Here is an 11,716-nt window from a genome sequence, read left to right as displayed (position 1 = left end):
CACTCGGCGCAGGGGAAGATGGTTGCCAAAGCAACCGCGCCTCGGCGCGAGAATGTGCCAAGGCACATTCTTTTTTATATCAAGGCACATTTTTTAGAGAGGAGGAATCCGAATCGTGTATCAGGTACTTCTTGTGGAGAATGAGGAGCGGACAAGGGCACAGGCGTGTTCGTATCCGCTCTGGAGACATGGATTTTACAGGCTTGCTGGAGTGGCAGTAAACGGAAAGGATGCCCTCGAAAAGATGGCGGTGAATCGCTATGATATTGTGATTGCGGATGTGACGATGCCAGTGATGGGAGGACTTGAACTTTGCAGGCAGATCCGGGACGGAGGATACGCCTCCTGTGTGATTCTTGCCGGTCCTCAGAATGATTTTTACTGTGCAAGGGAGGGAATGCGCCTCGGGGCGGTCGATTACATCGAAAAGCCGTACAGCGAAGAGAAACTGACGGAGGCCCTGTTTTTTGCGGGGAGGAGCCGGCTTGCGCCGGAGGAGGATACGGGAATCCGGTTTTACCGCAAACTGCTTGAAAACCCGAATCAGGCAGATGGAGCGGCGATTGCGGGGGAACTCTGCGCAGAGGCAAAGAAGGGCTGTCTGAATCCGGAAACGGAGCTTTGTGGGCGTGTTATGGATATTCTTGAGCAGATCTGGCAGAAGATGGAAGAAGATGCGCTCTGGCTTCGCTTTTTAGATCCTGTGGACATTCTGGATGAGAGCGAGAGGTCTTGTGGAAAACTCCGTGGAGGAGGGGAGAGTGAGGGCGCAAAGATCCGCAGGTTTGCACAGCAGGTGATTGAGGAATTTCTTGAGCGCATCTGCCGCTATGGGCTTGCATCCCCTGATCCACTCGCTAACCGGATTGCCGGAATTGTGGAGCAGAACGCCTCGATGGAGAATATTCAGGATTATTTGGAGCAGCAGCTTGATCTCAGCCGCGACTATATGGGAAAGCGGTTTCGGCGGCGCACAGGGGTCACGATCTCGGATTACTGTATGCGCATGAGGATGGAAAAGGCGAAGGGAATGCTCCGCGGGACGAACAAAAAAGTGTATGAAATCAGCGGAGAACTCGGCTATGCGACCGTGGATTATTTCACAAAACTGTTTAAAAATTATACGGGGTGCACGCCGGCCGGATACCGGAAATCATGCTGAATTCCGAAAATGTCGGGTATAAAACCGAAACTGTATGGTTTTTTTTACGCCATAAATCATGTATGATTCTCTCATCTGCAGAACGCAGGAAAAACAAAATAAGCGGTATGAAAAGACGAAGCTGTCATGTTCCGGAAAGAGGGAACAGGCGGCTATTTTTTTACTCTTTTTATACGGCAGAAAGCCAGAACGAAAAACTTGATGAGGAGGAAACAATTATGAAGAAGATGGGCAGACTGGCAGCGGCAGTGATGGCGGCTGCAATGGCATTTTCCCTCGCAGGGTGTAGCGGTGGTGCAATGTCGGAGGTATCCGGAAGCGGTGCATCGACAGAGGCAGAGACCAAGACTTCAGAGTCCGGAACCGAACAGGCAAGTACCCAGGAATCATCGGGTGACACGATCAAAGTTGGAATTCTTCATTCCCTCAGCGGAACGATGGCGATCAGTGAGACATCGGTAAAAGATGCAGAGCTTCTGGCAATCAAGGAGATCAACGCATCAGGAGGTGTCCTCGGAAAACAGCTCGAGGCGGTCGTGGAAGATGGAGCTTCCGACAATGCAACCTTTAAGGAGAAGGCTGAGAAACTTCTGCTGAATGATAAGGTTGCAACCGTATTTGGATGCTGGACTTCCGCAAGCAGAAAGGCAGTGCTTCCGACTTTTGAGAGCAACAATGGTCTTCTGTGGTATCCGGTTCAGTACGAGGGCATGGAGTCATCCCCGAACATCTTTTATGTCGGAGCAGCTCCGAACCAGCAGATTGTTCCGGCAATCGAGTACATGAGTGAGAATTACGGAAAGAAAGTATTCCTGCTCGGCTCTGATTATGTTTTCCCGCGCACAGCAAATGAGATTGTGAAGAAACAGGCGGAGGCTCTGGGAATGGAGGTTGTCGGTGAGGAGTACACCCCGATGGGTCACACCGATTACACGACGATCATCAGCAAGATCCAGCAGGCACAGCCGGATTTCATTTTTAACACCTTAAACGGTGACTCGAACGTTGCGTTCTTCAAACAGTATAAGGATGCAGGCCTGACACCGGATCAGATCCAGACCCTCTCCGTATCGATCGCGGAGGAGGAAGTCGCAGGAATCGGAGCTTCGTACCTCGAAGGTCATCTGACTGCATGGAACTATTATGAGACGACGGACACGCCGGAGAATCAGAAATTCGTTGAAGCGTACAAGGCAGAGTATGGTGAGGACCGTGTGACGGATGATCCGATTGAGGCAGGTTACGATGCCGTATATCTCTGGGCCGCAGCTGTTGAGAAGGCAGGTTCCACCGATGTCGACAAAGTGAAAGCGGCAGCGGGCGGAATCGAGTTTGCAGCTCCGGAGGGAACAATAAAGATCGACGGAGACAACCAGCATATGTATAAGCCGGTGCGGATCGGCAAGATCAATGCGGACGGTCTGATCGATGAGGTCTGGAGCACGGGCGAGGCTGTGAAACCGGATCCATACTTAAGCACTTACGAGTGGGCAGCAGGACTTTCCGCTCAGTAAAAAACTCTACAAAAAGAATATCGTTCACAGACAATGGTGATAATGGCATCCCGACTTCGGTCGGGATGTCTTCGTTAAGAGGAAAATTTGGAAGGGAGAGAACACTATGGAACTATTTCTGATGCAGCTGTTTAACGGAATCAGCGTCAGTTCCATCCTGCTTCTGGCAGCACTCGGACTGGCAATTACATTTGGACTTATGGGAGTCATCAATATGGCTCACGGAGAATTTATTATGATCGGGGCTTACACCGCCTACGTCGTTCAAAATCTTTTTAAAAAGTATCTTCCGGCATCGCTGTTTGACAGCTACTGCATCGTGGCGATCCTTCTCTCCTTTCTCGTTGCCGCACTCTGCGGTCTGATTCTGGAAAAACTGATCATCCGAAAGCTGTATGGAAGAGCGGCGGACAGCCTGCTCGTGACCTGGGGCATCAGCCTGATTCTCCAGCAGGGGGCAAGAAGTATTTTTGGTTCCCCGAACGTCGGTGTCGAGGCTCCCTCCTTTCTTGAGAACAGCTTAAAGATTTCCGGCATGCTTGCCCTTCCGTACAAACGTCTCTTCATTCTTCTGATTGCGATTGTGTGCCTCCTCGGCGTGTATGGACTGATGTTTAAGACCCGTCAGGGAAGAAACATCCGTGCCGTCATGCAGAACAGAAATATGGCGGCGAGTCTCGGAGTCAACACGAGCCGGATTGATGCTTCCACATTTGCGATCGGTTCCGGACTTGCAGGTCTTGCCGGATGCGCTCTGACCTGGATCGGAGCGATCGGGCCGACACTTGGAACCAACTACATTGTGGATACGTTCATGACGGTTGTCGTCGGCGGCGCGGGAAGCATCATCGGTTCCGTCTTCGGAGCTGGATTCATCGGAGTCGGTGAGACGGCGTTTGAGTTTGTGACAACCGCTTCAATGGGAAAAGTTCTGATCTTTGTGTGCGTGATCATCCTGCTTCAGTTTCGTCCTAAGGGCATTTTTGCCGTACATACCCGTTCTCTGGAAGACTGATGAATGTGGCCTGACGGGTGATAACTCAGAGTGGATGCGCAGTGATTCTGATTGGAAGATGTCAGCAGAGCTGACCAGAATCTTGTTTGAATCGCTGGAAGCGCTATCGTAAGTAAGGAAAGGATGGTACAGAGATGAAACCTGGATCTGCTATAAAAATAAAAGGAACCACAGTTCTGGTTCTTCTGATTTTTCTGTTTCTCGGCACACTTCCGTTTTATATGCCGATGTTTCGCGTCAGCCTGTTTGGAAAATATATGTGTTTTGCGATTGTGGCGCTCGGGCTTGATATGATCTGGGGATATACGGGAATCCTTAGTCTCGGACACGGCGTTTACTTCGGACTTGGAGCGTACTGCATGGCGATGTATCTGAAACTGGAGGCATCCGGTGGAGCACTTCCGGACTTCATGCAGTGGACGGGAATGAGTGCACTTCCGGCATTCTGGAAACCATTTGCAAATCCGGTTTTTGCGATTGCAATGGCAATTCTTGTGCCGATGGCGCTCGCGATTCTGATCGGATATTTAACCTTCTTAAATAAGATCCGCGGCGTCTATTTCTCCATTCTTTCTCAGGCGATGGCAATGATTATGAGCACGCTCCTGATCGGAAGCCAGGCGTACACCGGAGGATCGAACGGACTGACAGACTTTAAGACAATTTTTGGAAAGAGCATCAATTCCCCGATCACAAAGATTCAGATGTTTTACGCAACTCTGATCGCACTGATTCTGATTTACGGAATCTGCCGTTTCCTGACGGGACGCCGTGTCGGCCGTGTGCTGATTGCAATTCGTGACGGAGAAAACCGTGCCGGATTTGCCGGCTACAACACGGCAAGCTACAAGGTGTTCGTCTATGCACTCTCCGCTGTGATTGCCGGAATCGCCGGTGCTCTGTATGTCGGTCAGGTCGGCATCATTTCCCCGAACGAAGTCGGCATCACTCCGTCGGTTGAGATGATCATCTGGGTGGCAATCGGAGGAAAGGGAACCCTTGCCGGACCGATTCTAGGTGCGCTTGCCGTCAATGGATTCAAGACGATTGCGAGTGAGAATTTCCCGGAACTCTGGTCTTACTTCATTGGTGTTCTGTTTGTCGTTGTAATCCTGTGGCTCCCGGGCGGTTTCGTCTCCCTGAAAGAAGTTCCGGGAAGAATCCGTCATGCAATAGAGGTCAGGAAGAATGAGAAGCCGAGAGAGACGGAGAATTTTGTATCAGAGGAAAAGAGAAGCAGCGCGCACTAATCTTTAGCTGTAATTTGTGTCAGGAATTTTGTCAGGAAAAATCAGGGGCGCGAAAGGAGAATGAATCATGGAAGTAAAAGATCCGGTTCTGGATATTCAGGATGTGAGCATTAAATTTGGTGATTTCAAGGCGATCAAGGATGTCTCCACAAGCGTCGGAAAAAATGAGATCCGTTTTTTCATTGGACCGAACGGAGCGGGAAAGACAACGATCCTCGATGCGATCTGCGGAAAAAATAAAGTCTCCGACGGACATATCATTTTCCACAGTGATAGAGAGGGCGATAAAGATGTGACGAAGATGCGCGAGTACAAGATCTCGGATCTGGGAATCGGACGGAAGTTTCAGGCGCCGAGCGTATTCGGAGGCATCACGATCGAGGAAAATATTGAACTTGCGGTGGCGAGAAAACATTCGATTTACTGTACCACCTTTTTGAAACTCTCGAAAGAAAAAAGAGACTATATGAACTACGTTCTGGAATTTATCGGTCTTCAGGACAAACGGTTCAAATATCCGGGAAGCCTCTCGCACGGAGAAAAACAGTGGCTTGAGATCGGCATGCTGATGGCGGCAAGACCGCAGCTGATGCTTCTCGATGAGCCGGTTGCCGGAATGGGAAGAAAAGAGACGGAAAAGACGGCGGAACTCTTGAAAAAGATCAAGAAGGACTGTTCGATCATTGTCGTCGAGCACGATATGCAGTTTGCAAAGGATGTCTCGGATACCGTTACCGTCTTCCATGAGGGACAGGTGCTTGACGAGGGCACAATGGAGTCCGTTCAGAAGAACCAGAAGGTCATTGACGTGTATTTGGGCAGAGGATAAAGCTAAAATGGAGGTGATCGAGAATGACATTTAAGACAGAAGGTTTGTATGCAACTTACGGAGAGGGAATGGTTCTGCGCCATGTAGATTTGGAGGCGCCGACCGGGCGGATCACCTGCCTTGTGGGAAGAAACGGAGCGGGAAAGACGACGACTATGAAAGCGGTCATGGGTCTGGTAAAGACCCCGGAGGGAAGTATTCAGCTCGACGGAGAGGAACTGATTCATCTTCCGGCTTATGAGCGGGCGAGAAGAGGAATCGGATACGTCCCGCAGGGCAGAGAGATTTTCCCGCAGCTGACTGTTGAGGAAAACATTCTTCTCGGCTTAGAGGCGAAGAAGGGAAAAGGTGAGATCCCGGATTTTATTTTTGAGACATTTCCGATTCTGAAAGAATTTCTCCAGAGAAAGGGCGGAGATCTCTCGGGCGGACAACAGCAGCAGCTCGCAATCGCGAGAGCGGTTGTGTCGGAGCCGAAGATCCTGATTCTCGATGAGCCGACCGAGGGCATTCAGCCGTCAATCATTCAGGAGATCGGAAGGGTCATCACGGGGCTTAAATCCCGGATGGCAGTATTGATTGTGGAGCAGTATCTGGAGTTTGTTCTGGAGATTGCGGATTACTGTTATGTGATGGAAAATGGACGCATCATCATGGACGGTGCTCCGGCGGATCTCGATCAGGAAAAACTTCAGGCAACCATGTCGCTGTAAGAGCAAAGCAGGACAGAACGCCAGATGGATTGATTAGATGGAGGAGGATTTCACAGATGAGACTGACACCGAAAGAACAGGAGAAGCTGATGCTTCATATGGCAGGGCAGCTTGCGGCAGAGCGCCGGGGCAGAGGATTGAAGCTCAATTATGTGGAGACGGTGGCCTACCTGAGTTCAGAACTTTTAGAACTTGCCAGGGACGGAAAATCGGTTGTGGAGCTTATGGAACTTGGACGAAAACTCCTGAGTGAGGAAGATGTGATGGATGGCGTGGCAGATATGGTCGGGGAGGTCCAGGTTGAGGCAACCTTCCCCGACGGAACGAAACTTGTGACGGTTCACAATCCGATCCAGCCGGGACCATCCTGCTGGGAGGCAAGAAAAGCGAAGGAGGCGGACTTATGAGACCGGGAGAAATTCTGCCCCTTGACCGGGACATTGTTTTGAATGAGGGAAAAGAGACGAGAGAGCTGATGGTGGCAAATATGGGAGACAGACCGGTTCAGGTTGGCTCTCATTTCCACTTTTTTGAGGTCAACCGCTGTCTGGAATTTAACCGGAGAGAGGCATTTGGATTCCGGCTGGATATTCCGTCCGGAACTTCCGTGCGTTTTGAGCCGGGAGAAAAGCGGAGCGTCCGGCTTGTCGCACTGGGTGGAAAGAAGATTGTGTACGGATGCAATGATCTGACCGTCGGAGAGGCCGTTCCCGAAAATCTGGATCAGGCACTCGAGCGCGCGAAGGCAAAAAAGATGCGCGGAGTTTAAAGGTATAGACAAGGAGGACTGACAAGATGAGTTGCAAGATCAGTGGAAAACAATACAGCATGATGTACGGTCCGACAACCGGGGACCGGATCCGTCTCGCAGATACCAACCTGATTGCGCGTGTGGAGTATGATATGACCCGTTACGGGGATGAGATCAAGTTCGGCGGCGGAAAGACGATCCGCGATGGAATGGGACAGTCTGTGAAGACGACAAGTGTGGACGGCGATCTGGATCTGGTACTGACAAATGCCCTGATTGTGGATTACACGGGAATCTACAAGGCAGATATCGGAGTCCGGGGCGGAAAGATTGTCGGGATCGGAAAAGCGGGCAATCCGGACATCATGGATGGGGTGACACCGGGAATGACGGTCGGCGCTTCGACGGAGGCACTTGCGGCAGAGGGAATGATTGTGACAGCAGGCGGAATCGACACGCACATTCATTTTATTTGTCCGCAGCAGATTGACTGTGCGTTGTTTTCCGGTGTGACAACGATGATCGGAGGAGGAACAGGGCCGGCGGACGGAACAAATGCGACGACGTGTACACCGGGACCGTGGAATCTTGCGAGAATGCTTGAAGCGGCTGAGGAGTATCCGATGAACCTCGGTTTTCTCGGAAAAGGAAACTGCTCCGATGAGGCTTCGCTGATTGAACAGGTTAAGGCCGGTGCGATGGGACTCAAGATTCATGAGGACTGGGGAGCAACCCCGGCGGTCATCGATCACTGCCTCAATGTCGCAGATGAGTATGACGTTCAGGTCGCAATTCACACGGACACCTTGAATGAGGGCGGATGTGTGGAAGATACTCTTGCAGCGATTAACGGGCGCACGATCCACACGTATCACACGGAGGGTGCGGGCGGTGGTCATGCTCCGGATATCATCCGCGCGGCATCTGCGCCGAATGTGCTTCCATCCTCGACAAATCCGACAATGCCATTCACAAAGAATACACTTGATGAGCATCTGGATATGCTGATGGTCTGCCACCATCTCGACAAAAACATTCCGGAGGATGTTGCTTTTGCGGATTCGAGAATTCGGCCGGAGACGATTGCGGCGGAAGATGTTCTTCACGACATGGGAGTATTCAGCATGATGAGCTCAGATTCGCAGGCGATGGGACGAATCGGAGAGGTCATCACGAGAACCTGGCAGACTGCGCACAAGATGAAAGAGGAGCGCGGGCCGCTTGAGGGCGATACAGAAAATGATGACAATATGAGAATTCGCCGCTATATCTCCAAGTACACAATCAATCCGGCAATCACGCACGGAATCTCCGATTATGTCGGATCCGTCGAGGTCGGAAAACTCGCAGATCTTGTACTCTGGAATCCGGCGTTTTTCGGAGTCAAACCGGACATCATCATCAAGGGCGGAATGATTATCGCATCGAAGATGGGAGATGCAAATGCGTCGATTCCGACGACGGAGCCGGTGATGTACCAGCACATGTTTGGTGCACACGGAAGAGCCAGGTATGCGACCTGCGCGACCTTTGTTTCTCAGGTGTCTTTCGATGAGGGAATCAAAGAAAAACTTGGTCTTCAGAAAATGATTCTTCCGGTTCACAATACGCGGAACATCTCGAAGAAAGATATGAAGTGGAATGACAAGACACCGGAGATCACCGTGGATCCGGAGACGTATGAGGTTAAGGCAGATGGAGAGTCTCTGACTTCGAAACCGGCAGAGAAACTTCCGCTGACACAGATGTATTCGCTGTTTTAAGGTGATGTACAATCAAGCATTTGGTAATGCAGGCGATATGGCGGAAATACGGATAAGTGGAATAAGAAACGGCTCCTCCGGCAGAGAAAGTCCTGTAAACGCGCTCTCGCTCCGGGTTCGACGTAGTGGTGCATAAGGCTGTAAAATACACAGCCTAAGCACCAACGTCACACACGGGTTTCCAGTGACTTTCTCGCCCTACGTCGCCTGTGTCTCGATTGTTTTATTATTTGTGAAGCGAATTTTATGGAATTGATCGAAGATATAATTCAGCAATAAATATTATTTGTTTTGTAAAGTAGGGGAGAGAGAGGACGGGAAAATATGATACTTTGTGAGCAGGTGCTGGGAAATCTTTCTGATGAAAAATTTTCCGGTGAAACATATAAGATTGATTATGTAGAGATTGAGTGGCATGAAGCATATAAGAGAATTCACCAGAAAGTGACGCAGAGCGGACGGGAGATCGGAGTTCGTCTCGGCACAGAGATACTTACGAGAGGACTGCGCCAGGGGGATGTGTTGTGGCAGGATGGAAATGAGATCATTGCTGTAGACGTTCCGCCATGCGAGGTTATTGTCATTCATGTTGACGAGCACCATCCGAAGATGGCGCATAAAGTTTGCTTTGAGATTGGAAATAAGCATGGCGCTCTGATGTGGGGCGAGGAGGACAATGAGTTTATCACTCCATATAACGAGCCGACGTTTCAGCTTCTTGCAAAACTGCATGGGGTGACTGTTGAGAAGGCAGTGAGAAAACTTGATTTTGATCGCGCAATTTCCTCAACAGTCAGCAGTCACACTCATTAAAAATATAGGGGAAATTCAGAGAGAAGACGGAGGCAGAAAACATGAGTGATTTGAGTGAACAGAGAAAACATTACTTGCTGTTGCAGATCAATGATGCCTTGTTTCCGATCGGAGGATACTCTCATTCTTATGGCTTGGAAACATATATCCAAAAGGGAATCGTGAAAGATGCAAAGACCGCGCGAGCTTATATCAGAAGCATGCTTCTGCACAGTTTCTGCCAGAATGAATTGTTGACGGTGGCAATGGCGTATGATCTTGCGGAACATATTCCAGAACAAAACAAGGAGATTCTGGCGAACCTTGCAGAGCTTGATGAGACTGTGACGGCAACCCGTGTTGCGATGGAAGTTCGTCAGGCGGGAGAAAAATTGGGATCTCGTTTTATCAAGACAGTTTCAGCATGGGAGGTTCCATTTGAAAGTCAGATTTTCGACGAATATATCAAACTTCCGGGAGTAAAAAATCATCCTGTTGTATACGGAGTCTTCTGTGCGGCAGCGGGGATAAAAAGGCAGATGATGCTCGAACATTATCTCTATGCACAGACGTCTGCAATGGTTACAAACTGTGTGAAAACCGTGCCGCTCAGCCAGACTGCCGGACAGCAGATTTTATTTGGTGCGCAGGAATTGTTTGATGAGGTCATGGCACGGTTAGAGGAACTGGATGAGGATGACCTCGGCGCGGAGGCACCGGGATTTGAGATTCGTTGTATGCAGCATGAGGCACTTTATTCGCGTCTTTATATGTCCTAAATGTAAGATAAAAATCATTGTTCGTGATGATTAATTAGTTTGGATTGGATATTGTATGTAGGAACATTTGTTATTTGAATGAATTACCACGTCTGAAGTCTCCGTTTCCTACGCCATCAGGCGTGGTTTCTAAAAGACTACGATAAGTGGCTTATGGCTATTCACAAAGCCCTATCCCAATGGGATTACTTTTAAGCGACTGTTTGACGCAAAGTATGTTCCTTTCGTCGCTGACGTTTTTGTTTTGATTTGCTGGGCAAATGGTTTGTTTGTAATTGTTTTTGACAGTTTCTTTTCTGATTTTCATAGTCAGGATGAAGAATGATAAAAACATTCTCAAAACAAGGCAGACTTTCCCCAGTAAAGGCTTGCGGATATGCTTTTCTCAAAATATTCGCAGATCCATTTAAATCAGAGTTGATGATCATGCTATTTTTTGTTTGATAAAGACCGCGAAATCCATCTTTCTTATACATTCCTGCATAGCGAGTCGGTTTTCGCTTACCGGAAAACGTATATTTTGCGGAATCTCCTTTTTGGTATACCGGGATCGGATCATGATCAGGAAAACTTGCCTTTGAGGTATAGCTTTCTTCCTGTTCAATACAGCGAATCCCGTTCCATTCGCAAAGATACTGAATGATTTCGCGAAGTTTAGTGATTGGCAGCTGCACAAACTCCTGATTATTTTGATGACCGATTCCAGAATTCTGCTTCCAGTATTTATTTACCCCCATGACAACGGTGTCGATACGGTTTTCTACGCACCATGTCACAAAGTGTTTTGCACATTTATGCAGATAATCTGAGATCTGATCGTTTCGGCGGTTTGTAATCGCATAATACGCTTCATCTGGTACAAATTTCTTTCCCGATTGAAGAGTCTGTTTGCTTACAAGTTTTGCAATCGTTTTGTTGTACCATTGATTGGATGCCTTGGCTGTGCCACCTTTATATAAAAGAGACGCTATGCCACAATTATTCGTAACTGCCATGAGATTATCGACACCAAAGTCAATTGCACAGATTCGGTAAGATTCTTCTGAACATTCAGGAAGGTCTCTCGCAACTTCAAACTGAAAGGTCAAACGGTAACGACCATTTTCCGGAATGATACACGCCTGCTTGAGTCTTGCATCCGGAATCGG

12 protein-coding genes are annotated in these 11,716 nt (G+C 49.1%); 11 read left to right on the top strand and 1 reads right to left on the bottom strand.

Annotated features, from left to right (window positions below; translation table 11 throughout):
• Positions 1-115: 115 nt before the first annotated feature.
• From ACR0QE_RS08525 to ACR0QE_RS08475, 11 genes are all read left to right on the top strand, one after another.
• Entirely contained in the window at positions 116-1,162 is a 1,047-nt protein-coding gene (locus tag ACR0QE_RS08525) for a response regulator transcription factor (protein WP_432627945.1), read from the top strand.
• Between the two features lie 218 nt (positions 1,163-1,380).
• Entirely contained in the window at positions 1,381-2,676 is a 1,296-nt protein-coding gene (gene urtA / locus ACR0QE_RS08520) for an urea ABC transporter substrate-binding protein (RefSeq protein ID WP_432627944.1), read from the top strand.
• 106 nt (positions 2,677-2,782) lie between these two features.
• A complete protein-coding gene (urtB, locus tag ACR0QE_RS08515; protein ID WP_432627943.1) occupies positions 2,783-3,691 on the top strand; it encodes an urea ABC transporter permease subunit UrtB in 909 nt (302 codons plus the stop codon).
• 134 nt (positions 3,692-3,825) lie between these two features.
• A complete protein-coding gene (gene urtC, locus ACR0QE_RS08510; RefSeq protein ID WP_432627942.1) occupies positions 3,826-4,941 on the top strand; it encodes an urea ABC transporter permease subunit UrtC in 1,116 nt (371 codons plus the stop codon).
• A gap of 67 nt (positions 4,942-5,008) precedes the next feature.
• Positions 5,009-5,770 carry an urea ABC transporter ATP-binding protein UrtD gene (gene urtD / locus ACR0QE_RS08505; RefSeq protein ID WP_432627941.1) on the top strand — a complete coding sequence of 254 codons (762 nt, stop codon included), beginning with the start codon at positions 5,009-5,011 and terminating at the stop codon, positions 5,768-5,770.
• 23 nt (positions 5,771-5,793) lie between these two features.
• On the top strand, positions 5,794-6,483 hold the full coding sequence (gene urtE, locus ACR0QE_RS08500; protein WP_432627940.1) for an urea ABC transporter ATP-binding subunit UrtE: 690 nt from the start codon (positions 5,794-5,796) through the stop codon (positions 6,481-6,483).
• A 56-nt stretch (positions 6,484-6,539) separates the two neighbouring features.
• Positions 6,540-6,890, top strand: a complete 351-nt coding sequence (gene ureA, locus ACR0QE_RS08495) for an urease subunit gamma (protein ID WP_432627939.1) — start codon at positions 6,540-6,542, stop codon at positions 6,888-6,890.
• Positions 6,887-7,252, top strand: coding sequence for an urease subunit beta (locus ACR0QE_RS08490; protein WP_432627938.1), 366 nt, complete (start codon positions 6,887-6,889; stop codon positions 7,250-7,252). Before ureA ends, ACR0QE_RS08490 begins: the two co-directional genes overlap by 4 nt.
• Positions 7,253-7,278: 26 nt before the next feature.
• Positions 7,279-8,997 carry an urease subunit alpha gene (gene ureC, locus ACR0QE_RS08485; protein ID WP_432627937.1) on the top strand — a complete coding sequence of 573 codons (1,719 nt, stop codon included), beginning with the start codon at positions 7,279-7,281 and terminating at the stop codon, positions 8,995-8,997.
• A gap of 324 nt (positions 8,998-9,321) precedes the next feature.
• Positions 9,322-9,810 (top strand): urease accessory protein UreE, encoded by a 489-nt coding sequence (locus ACR0QE_RS08480; RefSeq protein ID WP_432627936.1) that lies wholly within the window; start codon positions 9,322-9,324, stop codon positions 9,808-9,810.
• Between the two features lie 41 nt (positions 9,811-9,851).
• The gene (locus tag ACR0QE_RS08475; protein ID WP_432627935.1) at positions 9,852-10,568 is read left to right on the top strand and encodes an urease accessory protein UreF; all 717 of its coding nucleotides are present in this window, start codon (positions 9,852-9,854) and stop codon (positions 10,566-10,568) included.
• 191 nt (positions 10,569-10,759) lie between these two features.
• Here the strand turns inward: ACR0QE_RS08475 and ACR0QE_RS08470 are convergent.
• Positions 10,760-11,716: RNA-guided endonuclease TnpB family protein (locus tag ACR0QE_RS08470; RefSeq protein ID WP_432627934.1), on the bottom strand; the 957-nt coding region annotated here is incomplete at its 5' end.

The sequence above is a fragment of the Brotaphodocola sp. genome (assembly GCF_050873065.1).
Lineage (GTDB): Bacteria > Bacillota > Clostridia > Lachnospirales > Lachnospiraceae > Brotaphodocola.
This window is presented reverse-complemented; position numbering and strand designations above follow the sequence as displayed.

Bases quoted from the DNA above. Each gene is read 5' to 3' on its own strand.
- urtB (WP_432627943.1), top strand. From the start codon at position 2,783: ATGGAACTATTTCTGATGCAGCTGTTTAACGGAATCAGCGTCAGTTCC.
- ACR0QE_RS08490 (WP_432627938.1), top strand. From the start codon at position 6,887: ATGAGACCGGGAGAAATTCTGCCCCTTGACCGGGACATTGTTTTGAAT.
- urtE (WP_432627940.1), top strand. From the start codon at position 5,794: ATGACATTTAAGACAGAAGGTTTGTATGCAACTTACGGAGAGGGAATG.
- ureA (WP_432627939.1), top strand. From the start codon at position 6,540: ATGAGACTGACACCGAAAGAACAGGAGAAGCTGATGCTTCATATGGCA.
- ACR0QE_RS08480 (WP_432627936.1), top strand. From the start codon at position 9,322: ATGATACTTTGTGAGCAGGTGCTGGGAAATCTTTCTGATGAAAAATTT.
- urtD (WP_432627941.1), top strand. From the start codon at position 5,009: ATGGAAGTAAAAGATCCGGTTCTGGATATTCAGGATGTGAGCATTAAA.
- urtC (WP_432627942.1), top strand. From the start codon at position 3,826: ATGAAACCTGGATCTGCTATAAAAATAAAAGGAACCACAGTTCTGGTT.
- urtA (WP_432627944.1), top strand. From the start codon at position 1,381: ATGAAGAAGATGGGCAGACTGGCAGCGGCAGTGATGGCGGCTGCAATG.
- ACR0QE_RS08475 (WP_432627935.1), top strand. From the start codon at position 9,852: ATGAGTGATTTGAGTGAACAGAGAAAACATTACTTGCTGTTGCAGATC.
- ureC (WP_432627937.1), top strand. From the start codon at position 7,279: ATGAGTTGCAAGATCAGTGGAAAACAATACAGCATGATGTACGGTCCG.